The organism is Enterobacter sp. Taxon_2, from assembly GCF_058355295.1.
Genome location: NZ_CM178024.1, coordinates 3,049,203 through 3,064,953, shown reverse-complemented (window position 1 = coordinate 3,064,953; position 15,751 = coordinate 3,049,203). Strand labels below are relative to the sequence as shown.

At 55.2% G+C, this 15,751-nt stretch carries 13 protein-coding genes; 8 read left to right on the top strand and 5 right to left on the bottom strand.

The features are described 5' to 3' along the window. Positions 1–64 precede the first annotated feature (64 nt). A complete protein-coding gene (locus tag AC4IC4_RS14605; RefSeq protein ID WP_073961501.1) occupies positions 65–1,573 on the bottom strand; it encodes an anion permease in 1,509 nt (502 codons plus the stop codon). 608 nt (positions 1,574–2,181) lie between these two features. On the opposite strand from AC4IC4_RS14605, the gene AC4IC4_RS14600 reads away from it, so the two are divergent. Both AC4IC4_RS14600 and AC4IC4_RS14595 read left to right on the top strand, forming a co-directional pair. Beyond that, positions 2,182–4,962 carry a flavocytochrome c gene (locus AC4IC4_RS14600; protein ID WP_417927570.1) on the top strand — a complete coding sequence of 927 codons (2,781 nt, stop codon included), beginning with the start codon at positions 2,182–2,184 and terminating at the stop codon, positions 4,960–4,962. 94 nt (positions 4,963–5,056) lie between these two features. After that, a complete protein-coding gene (locus tag AC4IC4_RS14595; protein WP_491471374.1) occupies positions 5,057–6,019 on the top strand; it encodes an FAD:protein FMN transferase in 963 nt (320 codons plus the stop codon). Here AC4IC4_RS14595 and dcuR read toward each other — a convergent pair. After that, the gene (dcuR, locus tag AC4IC4_RS14590) at positions 6,000–6,719 is read right to left on the bottom strand and encodes a two-component system response regulator DcuR (RefSeq protein WP_491471373.1); all 720 of its coding nucleotides are present in this window, start codon (positions 6,717–6,719) and stop codon (positions 6,000–6,002) included. The two genes, AC4IC4_RS14595 and dcuR, sit on opposite strands and share 20 nt — an antisense overlap. After that, positions 6,716–8,332, bottom strand: a complete 1,617-nt coding sequence (locus AC4IC4_RS14585; protein ID WP_024909744.1) for a sensor histidine kinase — start codon at positions 8,330–8,332, stop codon at positions 6,716–6,718. Before AC4IC4_RS14585 ends, dcuR begins: the two co-directional genes overlap by 4 nt. A 164-nt stretch (positions 8,333–8,496) precedes the next feature. On the opposite strand from AC4IC4_RS14585, the gene AC4IC4_RS14580 reads away from it, so the two are divergent. After that, the gene (locus AC4IC4_RS14580; protein WP_208763038.1) at positions 8,497–9,360 is read left to right on the top strand and encodes an N-acetylmuramic acid 6-phosphate etherase; all 864 of its coding nucleotides are present in this window, start codon (positions 8,497–8,499) and stop codon (positions 9,358–9,360) included. A gap of 55 nt (positions 9,361–9,415) precedes the next feature. On the opposite strand, the gene ompC is transcribed toward AC4IC4_RS14580, so the two are convergent. Then, on the bottom strand, positions 9,416–10,579 hold the full coding sequence (ompC, locus tag AC4IC4_RS14575) for a porin OmpC (RefSeq protein ID WP_491471372.1): 1,164 nt from the start codon (positions 10,577–10,579) through the stop codon (positions 9,416–9,418). 284 nt (positions 10,580–10,863) lie between these two features. Between ompC and AC4IC4_RS14570 the strand changes: the two genes are divergently transcribed. The 3 genes from AC4IC4_RS14570 (at position 10,864) to AC4IC4_RS14560 (ending at position 13,514) form a co-directional block, all read left to right on the top strand. Continuing rightward, the gene (locus tag AC4IC4_RS14570; RefSeq protein WP_491471371.1) at positions 10,864–11,565 is read left to right on the top strand and encodes a phosphohydrolase; all 702 of its coding nucleotides are present in this window, start codon (positions 10,864–10,866) and stop codon (positions 11,563–11,565) included. 61 nt (positions 11,566–11,626) lie between these two features. Beyond that, positions 11,627–13,042 carry a DNA cytosine methyltransferase gene (locus tag AC4IC4_RS14565; RefSeq protein WP_491471370.1) on the top strand — a complete coding sequence of 472 codons (1,416 nt, stop codon included), beginning with the start codon at positions 11,627–11,629 and terminating at the stop codon, positions 13,040–13,042. After that, complete coding sequence (locus AC4IC4_RS14560; RefSeq protein ID WP_491471369.1) at positions 13,023–13,514, top strand: very short patch repair endonuclease; 492 nt, start codon at positions 13,023–13,025, stop codon at positions 13,512–13,514. The genes AC4IC4_RS14565 and AC4IC4_RS14560 overlap by 20 nt, the downstream gene beginning before the upstream one ends. On the opposite strand, the gene yedA is transcribed toward AC4IC4_RS14560, so the two are convergent. Beyond that, positions 13,486–14,400, bottom strand: coding sequence for a drug/metabolite exporter YedA (gene yedA, locus AC4IC4_RS14555; RefSeq protein ID WP_157189394.1), 915 nt, complete (start codon positions 14,398–14,400; stop codon positions 13,486–13,488). The two genes, AC4IC4_RS14560 and yedA, sit on opposite strands and share 29 nt — an antisense overlap. 178 nt (positions 14,401–14,578) lie before the next feature. On the opposite strand from yedA, the gene AC4IC4_RS14550 reads away from it, so the two are divergent. Both AC4IC4_RS14550 and AC4IC4_RS14545 read left to right on the top strand, forming a co-directional pair. After that, positions 14,579–15,490, top strand: a complete 912-nt coding sequence (locus AC4IC4_RS14550; protein ID WP_148769024.1) for a DUF808 domain-containing protein — start codon at positions 14,579–14,581, stop codon at positions 15,488–15,490. Positions 15,491–15,568: 78 nt separating this feature from the next. Then, positions 15,569–15,751, top strand: coding sequence for a YodC family protein (locus AC4IC4_RS14545; protein WP_463727156.1), 183 nt, complete (start codon positions 15,569–15,571; stop codon positions 15,749–15,751).

Here is a 15,751-nt window from a genome sequence, read left to right as displayed (position 1 = left end):
CAACTCGAATTATTTAGGGTATAAAAAAATAAAACCGCCGGAGGAGAAGTCCGGCGGTCAGGAATCAGAACATCATGGACATCCACGGATAACCAATCAGCAGCAGGGCCGCCAGGAAGATGGCACCGAAGATGGTGCCGAGGCGCCAGTAGTCTTTGGTTGGCAGGTAGCCGCTACCATAGTAAATCGGGCTTGGGCCAGTGCCGTACGGGGTGATGATCCCCATTACGCCCAGCGAGGTCACCATCAGCAGAACAAACACTTCCATATTCATGCCCGGAATGGTGGAGGCGATGGTCAGCATCGCTGGCAGCAGCGCCGTCGTGTGCGCGGTGGTGCTGGCAAACAGGTAGTGCAGCAGGTAGAACGCCAGCAGCAGGACGATGGTCGCCACGCCCGGAGAGATACCGCTCATCAACAGACCGCCTTCTTTGCCTAACCAACTGATAAAGCCGGTAGAGGAGAGGCCATCCGCCAGCGCAACCAGGGTCGCGAACCAGACGAAGGTGTTCCATGCGGCTTTGTTACCGGTGATATCGTTCCACTCCAGCACGCCGGTCCACAGCATCAGGCCCACGATGAGCAGGGCAGCCATAGCGGGTTCAATCCACGCAGCGGCGAAGATCCACATCAGCAGCGCGCAGCACACGAACACCAGCAGCAGGATTTCATTGCGGGACAGTTTGCCCAGTTTTTCCAGCTCACGGGTCGCCCACAGCGGCACTTCGTTGTTCACCTTCACTTCTGGTGGGTAGAACCAGTAGGCCAGCAGCGGCATGGCCAGAATCAGCAGGATACCCAGCGGCAGGAAGGCGAGGAACCAGGTGCCCCAGGAGATGTCGATACCTACCGTACTTTTCACCAGCGCCAGAGCCAGCAGATTCGGTGCGAGGGCGGAGAGGAACATTGAACTGGTGATACAGGCCGCGGTGATCGCCACCCACATCAGGTAAGAACCAATCTTACGCGCGCTTGGGTCGTTCGGTTTTGAACCGTACAGCGGCGGCAGGTTAGCGATAATCGGGTAGATGGTCCCGCCGCTGCGCGCGGTGTTGGATGGGGTGAACGGTGCCAGCAGCAGGTCAGCAAACGTAATCGCGTAACCGAGCGTCAGGCTGCGACGGCCAAGGTATTTCACCAGAATCAGCGCCAGACGGCGGCCGAAGCGGGTTTTGTCATAGCCTGCGGCGAACATAAAGGCACCGAAAATCAGCCAGACGGTAGAGTTACCAAACCCGCTCACCGCCCACTTAAAGGAGGCGCCTGCCAGCTTGAATTTCGGGTCAGCCAGCTGCTCAGGGCTGAACAGCACCCACTGGCTGCACAGGGCAATGGCGACCACGCCGGTCAGACCGATCACCGCACCCGGCAGGGGTTCGAAGATTAAACCGACGATCACGCCGACGAAGATGGCGAAGTAGTGCCATGCGTAAGGAGGCAGTCCTTCCGGTACCGGAACAAACAGCAGCAGTACGGCGACGACGATGGGTAACGCCATCATCAGCAATCGTTTTGCGTTTCCATTTGATGCCTGGTTCGCCACAGGGGGCGTTACAGCAGTTTTTGTATTCATAGTTTCACGTCTTAAGTTGTCAAAAATTCGGCTGCACTGAAAAACAAAATCACTTTCTTAAGTTTCTTTGCTTTTTTTAGTTATTAAAGATGCTGTTTTGTATTTTCAGTAATAGCAATTTAACGCTTTTATTGAGGCGCTAAATTAAAAAATGATGATGTTTTTATATTGCGCTTTTGGATGCCATAACTATTGATCGGGATCAAAAAAACAGAGTTGCAGCGTTATTTTTATGCTTTTATTAATAACCACTCAGGCGTATGTGGGTATTACGTATTTTATGAGTAAATTTTATCATTCTTGTAACATGTTTACCTTTTGTTATTTTTCATTGTATTGATTTTAAACGGTTTTTATGTGTTATGGTGAAATGGTTTTACCATTAATCATTTAACGAATTTTAAATTATTGTGAATGACTGAATTACATTCGCTAACACCAATGTGTTATTTGTGTTATTGCAGGGATTAAATAGTTTTTTAACTAACGTAATAACTTTAGAAGCTAAAAAAATCATTATATTAATATCATGACATCGGCAAATAACGACGAACTAAAAAACCAATCCGATAACGAATTCTTAATTTTTAAAGTTTGGAGTTTCTATTATGAGCACTAACGAACGCATTCTTAGCCCCTTCACATTACCGAATGGTACTGAACTGAAAAACCGTTTGTTAATGGCCCCTATGACCACCTGTACCGGCTATTACGACGGCACCGTTACCAGTGAACTGGTGGAGTACTATCGTGCCCGTTCCGGCAGTATCGGCACCATCATTGTGGAGTGCTGCTTCGTCGACGATCTCGGCCTCGCCTTCCCGGGCGCAATCGGTATTGATAATGACGAGAAAATTGCCGGGCTGGCGAAAATCGCAGAGGCCATTAAGTCCAAAGGCTCTAAGGCTCTGCTGCAGATCTACCATGGCGGCCGCATGGTTGACCCGAAACTGATTGGTGGCCGTACCCCGGTTGGCCCGAGCGCCGTAGCTGCGCCGCGTGAAGGTGCCGCAACGCCAGTTGCTCTGACCGCTGAAGAAGTTGAAGGCATGATCGGCAAGTTTGGTGAGGCCGTGCGCCGCGCCATCCAGGCCGGTTTCGACGGCGTGGAAATCCACGGGGCGAATACCTATCTGATTCAGCAGTTTTACTCACCGAATTCAAACCAGCGCGATGACGAGTGGGGCGGCAGCCGCGATAACCGCGCGAAGTTCCCGCTGGCGGTGCTGGATATCACCCATAAGATGGTGCGTCAGTACGCGGACGACGCATTTATTATTGGCTACCGCTTCTCCCCTGAAGAGATGGAAATCCCGGGCATCCGCTTTGACGACACCATGTACCTGCTGGAGAAACTGGCGGCGCGCGGCGTGGACTACCTGCACTTCTCCGTCGGCGCCACCCTGCGACCTTCCATTGTCGACACCCAGGACCCGACGCCGCTTATCGAAAAATACTGCGCGATGCGTTCTGAAACGCTGGCGCAGGTTCCGGTCATGGGCGTGGGCGGCGTGGTGAATGCCGCGGATGCCAACGAAGCGCTGGAACACGGTTACGACCTGATTGCCGTGGGCCGCGCCACCATCGCTTATCCTGACTGGACAGACCGCATCGCGGCTGGCGAAAGCCTTGAGCTGTTTATGGACAGCACCAAACGCGAGGCGTTGAGCATTCCTGAACCGCTGTGGCGCTTCTCGCTGGTAGAAGCGATGATCCGCGACATGAGCATGGGCGAATCCAAATTCAAACCGGGTACCTTTGCTGAGAAAGTGCAGGATGACGCTAACGAACTGGTGATTAACGTCAGCCTGGAAACCGACCGCATTGCGGACATCGAGCTGGCCTCCGGCCCGAGCGAAGACGTTGAGTTCGTCACCAGCTTTGAAGAGATCCGTACCCGCATTCTGGACGCTAATACCCCGCACGTGGATGCCATCACCGGCGCAACCAGCCAGAGTGAAGCGGTGAAGAAAGCGGTCTCGAAAGCGATGCTGAAATCCAGCAAGGCGCTGGCAGCGGAAGAGGGCGTTGACCCGAACGAAACCCGCAGCGTGGACGTGGTCGTTGTCGGCAGCGGCGGCGCCGGTCTGGCGGCGGCGATTCAGGCTCACGACGAAGGCGCGAGCGTGCTGATTGTCGAGAAAATGCCGACCATCGGCGGGAACACCATTAAAGCCTCTGCCGGGATGAACGCCGCTGAAACCCGCTTCCAGCGCGTGAAGGGCATTCAGGACAGCAAAGAGCTGTTCTACCAGGAAAGCCTGAAAGGCGGCGGCAACAAGAACAACCCTGAACTGCTGCGCCGCTTCGTCGAGAACGCACCGCAGGCAATTGAGTGGCTGGCAACCCGCGGCATTATGCTGAACGACATCACCACCACCGGCGGGATGAGCATCGACCGTACTCACCGTCCAAAAGACGGTTCTGCGGTGGGCGGTTACCTGATTAGCGGCCTGGTGCGTAACGTGAACAAACGCAACATCGAGGTGATGCTGGATACTTCCGTCAGCGACATTCTCTTCGAAAACGGTGAAGTCACCGGCGTGCGCCTGACCACCGAAGAGAACGAAACCGTCACCGTGGCAACCAAAAGCGTGATTGTCGCTACCGGCGGCTTCAGCGCCAACAGCCAGATGGTTGTGAAATACCGTCCGGATCTGGAAGGGTTCGTCACCACCAACCACAAAGGGGCTACCGGCGGCGGCATCGCGCTGCTGGAGCGTATCGGGGCGGGCACTGTGGATATGGGCGAAATCCAAATTCACCCAACCGTCGAGCAGAAAACCTCGTACCTGATTTCCGAATCCATTCGCGGCGGCGGGGCGATTCTGGTCAATCAGAAAGGGGAGCGCTTCTACAACGAAATGTCGACCCGCGATAAAGTCTCGGCGTCAATCATCGCGCTGCCGGAGAAATACGCTTACATCGTCTTTGACGAGCACGTACGCGCCAAAAACAAAGCCGCGGATGAGTACATTGCCAAAGGCTTCGTGACCAGCGCCAGCTCGCCGAAAGCCCTGGCGGAAGCGCTCGGCATGGATTACCACGCTTTCCTCGCGACCCTGGAACGTTACAACGGTTTCGTTGAGAAACAGCACGATGACGATTTTGGTCGTACCACCGCGCTGCGTGCACCGATCAACGAAGGGCCGTTCTACGCCATTCAGATTGCGCCGGGCGTGCACCACACCATGGGCGGCGTGACCATCAACACCGAAACCTGCGTGCTGGACAGCAACCACAACGTGCTGCCAGGGGCGTTTGCGGCCGGTGAAGTGGTCGGCGGGATCCACGGCGGTAACCGTATCGGCGGTAACGCGGTGGCAGATATCATTATTTTTGGTACCCTTGCAGGACATCAGGCGGCTCTGCGTTCGAAAAAGAGGTAAGGCACCTGCTATGTAGGCCGGATGCGCGCAGCGCTATCCGGCATTTTCCCCGGCGGCGCGGTGCTTGCCGGGGCTACATCTGAGGACTCATACCATGCCTGATAGCCATCGCGTTTACAGCTACTCCGCCGTCCTGATGGGCTCACCCATCCTCCTGAAGCTCTTCTCCCATGACGAAGCCCTCGCGTCCCGCGTGTTTCGCCTGATCAAACAGTATGAAGACCTGCTTACCGTTAACCGCGCGCACTCGCAGGTGATGGATATCAACCATGCGGCCGGGCAGCATCCGGTCACCGTCAGCCGACCGGTGTTTGATCTGATCCGCTGTGCAAAAGCGGCAAGCCTGCTCAAGGACAGCGCCTTTAATCTGGCGATCGGTCCGCTGGTGAAGCGCTGGAAGATTGGTTTTCAGGGGGACAGCGTTCCGCCTGCCGATGAAATCGCGTCGCTGCTGGCGATGACCCGCCCAGAGGATGTTCTCCTTGATGAGGCCAGCAGCAGCGTGTTTCTGACCCGGGTGGGGATGGAGATCGATCTGGGGGCCATCGCCAAAGGCTATATCGCCGACAGGGTGCGTGATTACCTTCGTAAAGAGGGGGCTGAGCTGGGGCTGATCAACCTTGGCGGAAACATCCAGACGTTAGGCTCGCCAGAAGGCGGCTGGGGCGTGGGGCTGAAAAAACCGTTCGCCGGTGACGCGCTGATCGGCACGATGACCGTAGAGAACCTGTCCGTCGTGACGTCGGGAACGTATGAGCGCTACTTCGAACAAAACGGCAAGCGCTATCACCACATTCTCGATCCGCGCACCGGGTATCCGCTGGACAACGAACTGGACAGCGTGACGATTATTTCGAAAGACTCCATCGACGGCGATATCTGGACCACGCTGATGTATGGCATGGGTGTGGAGAAGGGCTGTGCTGCCCTGTGCGCGCGACCCGATATTGAAGCAATCTTTGTGACCAAAACAAAAGAAGTGGTGATCTCCTCGATGCACCACTTCCGCTTTACCCTGCTGGATAACGACTACCGCGTTACTGACAGTATTGCTTGAGCAGGCCGGTCTGCTCCGGCTGGAGACGGTAGCGATACACCGGACGGCCGGTGGCGCCGTAATGAATGCTGGTGAACAGAATATTGATTTGCGCGAGCCAAATCAAGTATTTACGGCAGGACACGCGGGAAATATTGACGGCGTTTGCCAGGTCATCGGTAGAAAACTCCGTCTCCGGATGAGCGTCAATCCACTGGCAAATCGTGCGCAGCGTTTGCGGCGTTAACCCCTTCGGCAGCTTTTTACTGTCGGCCAGTTCCGGCGCCCCGCCGTGGATCAGCCGGTCGACGTCGGCCTGCTCATAATACTGGTGCAAACCCATCAGATTGTGCTTTGCCTTCCAGCCGTTCAGCGCCTCTTCAAAGCGGGGGAACTGGAACGGCTTGATCAGATAATCCACCACGCCGTAATGAATGGAGGTCTGGATCGTGGCGGCGTCGGCAGCGGACGAGATCATAATCACATCGATTGGGCGACCGGATGCGCGAATAACGGGCAGCAGATCCAGACCGTTATCCTGCTGCATATAGACATCCAGCAGCACCAGATCGACAGGCTGGCTGGGGTTATTAATGATGGCCTCGGCCTGGTTTAGCGTGGAGGCGACGCCGCAGCAGCTAAAACCTTCAACACGGTTGACATACAGACGGTTGAGGTCGGCTACCATGGCGTCATCATCGACAATTAATACATTTATCACGCGATATTCCTCTCGCTATCCCAGGGGATGTGAACAAAAAATTGGGTAAATACGCCTGGCTCAGACTCGACGGTGATATCGCCGCCGAGGTTCTGGATTTGCTGGCGAGCAAGGAACAGCCCAACGCCGCGGTTTTCACCTTTTGTTGAGAAGCCCTTGGTAAAAATAGACTCCAGCTGAGCGGGATCAATGCCGGGGCCATCGTCGCTGACTTCACAGCTTAGCCAGCCATTCTGATAATGCAGCAGCAGGCCGATCTCACCTTCCTGCTGTCCTTCCATCGCGTCAAGCGCGTTTTCAATGAGGTTACCCAGCGCGGTGATCAGCACCGCGACCTGTTCTTCACTCGCGGTATCCGGTATCTGGCATTCATCTGCCAGCGTCAGGGTGACGCCCGCTTCTTTCGCCCGGTTGATTTTACCCAGCAGGAACCCGGCGATAACCGGGGATTTTACCTTGCTCTGTATCGTACCGATATCCGTCTGGTAATTTTGTGCCGTCTGAATGATGTACTCTTCCAGCTTGTCGTAGCGCTTCATGTGCAGCAGGCCCAGAATCACATGCAGTTTATTCATAAACTCGTGCGTATGGCTGCGCAGGGCGTCGACGTAATTGACCATGCCATCAATACGCTGCATCAGCTGGCTGATTTCCGTTTTATCACGGAAGGTGGTGATGGCGCCGATCACCCGATCCTGACTTTTAACGGGCACCATATTGCACAGCAACAGACGCCCGTTACAGCTGATCTCCTGATCCTGGCGCGCGACGCCCGTCTTCGAGACTTCACGCAGGCTGGCCAGCAGGGGCGCGCTGGCGTTTTCGGTCTGCTTGCCGGAGGGGAGAAGCAATATTTCTCTGGCGGTCTGGTTGATCATCGTCACCCGTCCGTGAATATCGACGGCCAGCACCCCCTCGCGAAGCGACTGCAGCATCGCCTGACGCTGTTCGAACAGGGCGGAAATTTCGTAAGGTTCGAGTCCGAACAGGATGCGTTTCAGTACCCGCACCAGGCCCCAAATTGCCATAGAGCTCATAAAAATACTGAATAAAATGGTCCAGACGGCGTTTAACCGCCCGCGGGCAATCTGCTCTTCAACCTTATTCAGGGAGATACCGACCACCACCACGCCGATCTGCTCGTGCTGGCCGTCGTAGACGGGCGTAAAAACGCGTAGCGCTTCGGCGAGCGCGCCCCGGTTAACCGATACGTTCTCTTTGCCTTCCAGCGCGGGGGTTAAATCATCACCGATAAAATGCAGCCCCAGCAGCGCCTCGTTCGGGTGTGAATAGCGGATCCCGCGCATATCGGTGACCACGGTGAACAGCAGATCGTTTCGCTTCGTCACCGCCTGGGCGATGGGCTGAATAATATTCTCCTGCGGTGCCTGCATCAGGCCGCGCTGTATCTCGGGGCTGTCGGCGAGGGTGCGGGCAATGCCGAGCGCAGTGTCTTTAACATCATCGCGGGTCGCCCGGGTGATCTGTACGGAGTAGAGCGCAAAGACCACCAGCAGCACAGAGGCAATAATCGCGCACACCATCAACGTGACCAGCGTGTTCAGTTTCATGGGGCGCTTGCGCGTCGAAAGGAAAGGCTGCAAATCGCTCATCAACACTCCGCGAGGATTAAGAAAGGGGTAATTATCGCCGATGACGCGCTTTTCTTAAAGCCATGTAAAGGCGTGGATTGGGTCCTCTTTTCGTGACCCTCCTCGCAGGTCATCTATATAAAACACTTTATAGTGTGTGGGTACTCATAATAAGGAGGCTGTTTATGAGCATTATGCTTACCGGTTCGGTCAAGGAAAGACGGCACGCCAGCACGATGAATATTGATAGATTGTCCACGCTGGACATGCTGAAAGTCATTCACCAGGATGATGCACTCATTTCTGCTGCGATTACCCCCTGTTTACCTACTCTCGCCCGCGTGGTGGACAACGCCGCTGCGACGCTCAGCCACGGCGGTCGACTGGTCATCGTTGGCGCTGGGCCGTCAGGGCGCATTGCGCAACAGGTTGCCGATGATTATGCGCCGGGCAAAACTCCGGTGGTGGCCGTTACGGCACAAGAAGGGGAAGGGAGCTACGAGCGCGGCGTTGCCGATTTGCAGGCCATCAAGTTTGGTGAACACGATATGATGCTGGCCGTGACCGTCAGCGGAAAAACGCCGTGGGTCTGGGGGGCAATGCGCCATGCGTGGTCGCTGGGTTCACCGGTCGCCATTATTACCGGTGATGCGCAAAGTGAAGCTGCACAGCTGGCGAGCATGGTTATCGCGCCGGAGCTGGGGGCCGACGTCGTCGCAGGCTATCTCAACACCAAAGCGGGGATTGCGCAGAAAATGATCCTCTCGATGATCGCCACCGGGCTGGCCGTCCGAACCGGACGGGTTTACAGCAACCTGCGGGTGGATCTTGAGGCAGGCACAACCAAATGGGCTGAACGACAAATCGCGATTGTGATGGAAGCGGGGGGATGCAGCCGGACGGAGGCAAAAGCCGCGCTGGAGAGCTGTAACCATCACTGTAAGACGGCGGTATTAATGGTGCTGACAGGGCTGGATGCGTGGAAAGCCCATGAACTGCTGGCGCAGAATAATGGGTTTATCCGCGTGGCGCTGCAGGAAGCGCCGTAATATAAAGTGAATATATAAAAAAGGCCGCAATTGCGGCCTTTGATATTTTTGGAGATTAGAACTGGTAGGTCATGCCTACGCCAACGATGTCATCGGTGGAAATACCATTGGCTTCGTAGAAGCTATCATCGTTGTCCAGCATGTTGATTTTGTAGTCAACATAGGTAGAGAAATTCTTGTTAAAGCTGTAGGTCATACCCAGGTCGATATAGTTAACCAGGTCCATGTCGCCATGTTGACCCTGAGGGTTGCTGGCGTTGCCTGGATAAGTCATGTCCTTGCCCCTGGAGTAAACCCATGCCAGGGATGGACGCAGGCCGAAGTCGAACTGGTACTGTGCTACCGCTTCGAAGTTCTGAGTCTGATCTGCAATACCATAATCACCGTATGGCGTCATGTTGCGGGTTTCAGCATACATCATTGCCAGGTAGACGTTATTGGCGTCATATTTCGCACCAATGGTCCATGCTTCTGCTGTTTTACCGCTGGCAAAGCGCGCATTATTCACCCCCGCAGCTTCTTGTGCGTTAGTACGGTCAGAAGACGAGTACGCAGCACCCAGGCTCAGGCCGGAGAGATCCCCAGAGAAGTCATAAGAGGTAGACATGCCGAAGCCGTCGCCGTTCTGGAAGCGTACGTCTTTATGACCGTTTTTCGTGCCTTCCTGATCTTCTGTTGCATCCTGACCTTCATTCGCGCCCTGATACTGCAGCGAGAAATTCAGACCCTCAACCAGGCCGAAGAAATCCTGGTTACGGTAAGTTGCCAGACCGTTCGCACGACCGTTCATAAAGTTATCGGTCCAGGTGTACGAATCACCGCCAAATACAGGCAGCATATCGGTCCAGGCTTCTACGTCATACACGACGCCGTAATTACGGCCATAATCAAATGAACCGTATTCGCCATATTTCAGGCCAGCGTATGCCAGACGGTTAAATGATTTGTCACCCGCGCCTTCGGTATCGTTAGCGTAGGTTTTGTATTCCCACTGACCGTAACCGATCAGGTCGTTAGCGATCTGGGTTTCGCCCTTGAAACCAATCTGCACATAGGTTTCGTCGCCGTCGTCACCAGGGTTGTCAGAGAAGGTATGACGCGCATCGACTTTGCCGTACAGGTCAACTTTGTTGCCGTTTTTGTTGTACATCTCAGCCGCATTTGCTGCGCCTGCCATTAATAACGCGGGTACCAGAATTGCCAGAACTTTTCTTTTCATTATATATTCCCTTAAAAGATAATTTATATGAATATATGTAATTACTCTCCGTAATTACAGGGTCGATACTATTCCAGAAGATGTCGTTTAGTTTCAAAAATAAATGTAATTAAATTCTATGAAATATTGCTAAATATTTCTATTGATCTCTTTATTTTTCCAGTGAATTAATTAATTGAATTTATATGATGTAATTATTATTAAGTATTTCGGAATTCTATTTTTAAATTGTTTTAATTCAGCTATTTTATATTTCATTCTCATTGAAACAACAGGACATGACGATGGAACTTGCCCGGTGGCAGCACAGATTTGAGCGCTGGCTCGAGGAAAACCACAGCACCGACGATACCGCACATGATATTTCACATTTTCGACGGGTCTGGATGACGGCGCAAAAAATCATGGTTCACCACACGGTAGAGCCGCTGGTGATCCTGACCGCATGCTATTTTCACGATATTGTCAGCCTGCCGAAAAACCATCCCGAACGCAGCCGGTCATCAGAGCTGGCAGCACGCAAGACGGGTGACATTCTGCGCCGCGACTTCCTGGACTTTCCGCCAGAGCACGTTGCCGCCGTTGCGCACGCGGTTGAGGCACACAGCTTCAGCGCCGGGATTGCGCCGCAGAGTATGGAAGCCAAAATTGTGCAGGATGCAGACCGGCTGGAAGCGTTAGGCGCTATTGGCCTGGCGCGCGTCTTTGCCGTCTCGGGCGCGCTGGGCGTGCCGCTGTTTGATGCCGAAGATCCCTTTGCCGATGCGCGTCCCCTCGACGACCGTGCGTTTGCCCTCGACCATTTTCAGACCAAGCTGCTGAGATTGCCTGATACAATGCAAACGGAAATGGGCCGCGAACTGGCACGTCACAATGCCGATTTCCTGATCCAGTTTATGGCGAAACTCAGCGCCGAATTACACGGCGACTGCCTCGGGCTGGATAGCCAGGTGTTGAACCGCTTCCGTCGCAGTTTGCGCAACTGAACTGTGGTAATCTGTTCCCAGTCTTTATTCTCCGGTTAAAAGAATGCAGGAAAATCGATCAGTGACAGAGCCCGCGCCCGCGCAGGCTGAGAAATCAACGGCAACGGTGCAGGCCTTACTGCGCCAGCTGTTGGATATCTATGATGCTAAAACGCTGGCCAGTCTGCTGGTGGCGCACGGCGAGAGCCACTGGAGCCCGGCGATCCTTAAACGTCTGCTGACCAGCGAGCGAGCAGGGCGTCGCTTGAGTGAAGGCGAGTTTCGTTATCTGCAAAACCTGCTTCCGCGTCCTTCTGCCGCGCACCCGAACTATGCCTTCCGCTTTATCGATCTGTTTGCCGGTATCGGCGGCATTCGTCATGGTTTTGAAGCCATCGGTGGACAGTGCGTGTTTACCAGCGAGTGGAACAAGCACGCCGTGCGGACCTACAAGGCCAACTGGTACTGCGATCCGCACGAGCATCATTTCAACGCGGATATCCGCGATGTCACCCTGAGCCATAAAAGCGGCGTGAGCGATGAACAGGCCGCCGAACACATTCGTCAGACGATCCCGGCGCATGATGTGCTGCTGGCTGGCTTCCCGTGTCAGCCTTTCTCGCTGGCTGGCGTCTCCAAAAAGAATGCGCTTGGACGCGCCCACGGTTTCGCCTGCGATACCCAGGGAACGCTGTTTTTTGACGTGGCGCGCATCATTGACGCCCGTCGTCCGGCCATTTTTGTACTGGAAAACGTCAAAAACTTAAAAAGCCACGACGGCGGGAAAACCTTCCGCATTATCATGCAAACGCTGGATGAGCTGGGTTATGACGTGGCCGATTCACAGGACATGGGCGCGGACGATCCCAAAATCATTGATGGGAAACATTTCCTGCCCCAGCACCGCGAACGTATCGTGCTGGTGGGTTTCCGCCGCGATCTCAATCTCAAGGGGGATTTCACCCTGCGGGATATCCCGTCTTTGTATCCCGAGCGGCGTCCTACCGTGGCCGACCTGCTGGAACCCGTCGTTGACGCGAAATTTATCCTTACCCCGGTGCTGTGGAAATACCTCTACCGCTATGCCAAGAAACATCAAGCAAAGGGTAACGGCTTCGGTTTTGGGATGGTAAACCCGAACGATCCGCACAGCGTGACCCGCACGCTGTCTGCTCGCTACTACAAAGACGGCGCGGAAATCCTGATCGACAGAGGGTGGGACAAGGCACTGGGTGAAAAAGATTTTGACGATCCGTACAATCAGCGTCACCGTCCGCGACGCTTAACGCCCCGCGAATGCGCCCGGCTGATGGGCTTTGAAACGCCGCAGGGTTATCGCTTCCGCATTCCGGTCTCGGATACCCAGGCGTACCGCCAGTTTGGTAATTCGGTGGTGGTTCCCGCGTTCGCCGCTGTGGCCAAACTGCTGGCCTCGCGCATCAGACAGGCGGTGGCGCTCCGTCAGGGTGAGGCCGTCAATGACGGATGTTCACGATAAGGCGACGCGCAGCAAAAACATGCGTGCCATCGGCACGCGTGACACCGCCATCGAAAAGCGACTGGCCGGGCTGCTGACGCAGGCGGGGTTTGACTTCCGCGTGCAGGATCCCGCGCTTGTGGGTCGCCCCGATTTCGTCATCGACGCCTGGCAGTGCATCATCTTTACCCACGGCTGTTTCTGGCACCATCATGACTGCTACCTGTTTAAAGTCCCGGCGACGCGCACCGATTTCTGGCTGGATAAGATTGGCAAGAACGTCGAGCGCGACAAGCGGGATCTGACCACGCTGCTGGCGCAGGGCTGGCGGGTGCTGATCGTCTGGGAGTGTGCGCTGAGAGGCAGATTAAAGCTGAACGATGCCGATCTGAGCGAACGGCTGGAAGAGTGGATCTGCGGCGGCGGCCAGACCGCGCAGATCGACACGCAGGGCATTCACCTGCTTACGGCTTTTCCACCTCGCAAGGGGTGACGACCGGTTTTGCCGGCAGCAGATATTTGCCCAGCGTGACCAGCACGACGGCAAACACGATGATCCCAAGAGCAATCCATTCCACAGGTGAGAGCGTTTCTCCCCCCAGTCCCGTCCCGAGCAGCACGGCCACGACCGGGTTGACGTAGGCGTAGCTGGTGGCGACAGCCGGAGAGACGTTGCGGATCAGGAACATATAGGCATTAATGGCGATGATAGAGCCAAACAGCGCCAGATACCCTACCGCGAGAAAGCCCGACAGGTCCGGCAGCGCGGTCAGCGTTTCTCCCGTCAGCGCGGAGGCCAGCAGCAGGACAATCCCCGCGGCGAGCATCTCTATCGCGCCTGCCATCATGCCGGTCGGCAGTTCGATACGCGAACCGTAGACGGAACCAAACGCCCAGCTCATCGAGCCGATCAGGATAATCACCGCGCCCCACGGATTCCCGCTCAGGTTACCGCCGCTGTTGAGCAGAACAATGCCGGCCAGGCCAATACCGATCCCCAGCCATTCCAGCTTGCGGGTGCGGATACCGAAAAGGCGGCTAAAGCAGAGGGTAAACAGCGGTACGGTGGCAACGACCACGGCGGCGATCCCGGACGGGACCTTCTGGTGCTCGGCAATCGTCACAAACCCGTTACCCACCGCCAGCAGCAGCAGGCCGATCAGGGCGGCGTTCAGCATCGGGCGCAGTGGGGGAAGCTTATGCCCGCGCAGCAGCAGGAAGGCCAGCAGCAGGATGCCCGCCGAGAGGAAGCGAATGCCCGCCATCATCAGCGGCGGCCAGCTTTCCACGCCGATGCGAATGACAAAGTAGGTTGAACCCCAGATGATGTACAGCGAAAAGAGTGCCCCGATGAGCGGTAGCAGTTGCCGGAAACGCATAATCCCTCACGACGAAATAAAAAGTTCGCTGATAGTAAACGCGAAAACTATCGCGCTGGCGAGCCCTTTAATTGTGTAGCGGATGTGAATTTTTTGTTGACGTCAGGTGCCTGTTTCCGGGTTGGCGCTTTTGCTCCATACTATTCACTTAATTACCAAAAAATGAAGGATTAAGATTTTGGCAGGAAGTAGCTTATTAACATTGCTGGATGATATTGCCACCTTACTGGATGACATTTCAGTGATGGGAAAACTGGCGGCGAAGAAAACCGCAGGCGTGCTGGGAGATGATTTATCGCTTAACGCCCAGCAGGTGAGTGGGGTAAGGGCAAACCGTGAACTGCCGGTGGTGTGGGGCGTAGCAAAAGGTTCCTTCCTGAATAAGGTGATTCTGGTGCCGCTGGCGCTGCTGATCAGCGCATTCATTCCCTGGGCCATCACGCCGTTACTGATGATTGGCGGGGCATTTCTCTGCTTCGAGGGCGTGGAGAAGGTTCTGCACTCCTTTAGCGCGCGCAAGCAGAGCGATACGCCGGAGATGCGCCAGCAGCGTCTTGAAGCGCTGGCCGCGCAGGATCCGAAAACCTTCGAGCGCGATAAGGTCAAAGGCGCCATTCGGACCGACTTTATCCTGTCCGCGGAGATTGTCGCCATTACGCTGGGCATCGTGTCCGACGCACCGCTCCTGAATCAGGTTCTTATCCTCTCCGGCATCGCCATTCTGGTCACCGTAGGCGTGTACGGCCTGGTGGGACTGATCGTGAAGCTGGATGATATCGGCTACTGGCTGGAAGAAAAGTCGAGCGCGGTAGCAAGAGGCATCGGCAAAAGCCTGCTGGTGCTGGCTCCGTGGCTGATGAAGAGTCTGTCGGTAGTGGGCACGCTGGCGATGTTCCTCGTGGGCGGCGGGATCGTGGTTCACGGCATTGCGCCGCTGCACCATGCTATCGAACATTTTTCCTCGACGCAGGGTGCCGTTGTCGCGGCGATTCTGCCCACGCTGCTGAATCTGGTGCTGGGCTTTATCATTGGCGCTATCGTGGTCGCGGCGGTGAAGCTGGTTGAAAAAATACGCGGCACGTCGCACTAATTGTTACCCGTTGTGGGATGCAAAAAGACCATTCCTCGTCTAAATTGAAACAGTTTCACCCTGATACAGGAGGCAGGTATGGTCTTTTTGGTCAGTGATGAAGTTAAGCCTAAGAAGGGCGGCCCACGTATGATTGTCACCGGGTTTTCCAGCGGAATGGTGGAATGTCGGTGGCACGATGGCTATAGCATCAAGCGGGAAGCATTTCGTGAAGATGAGCTTCAGCCGGGGGACGGGCAGCACCAGCGGGACAAGGCTTAA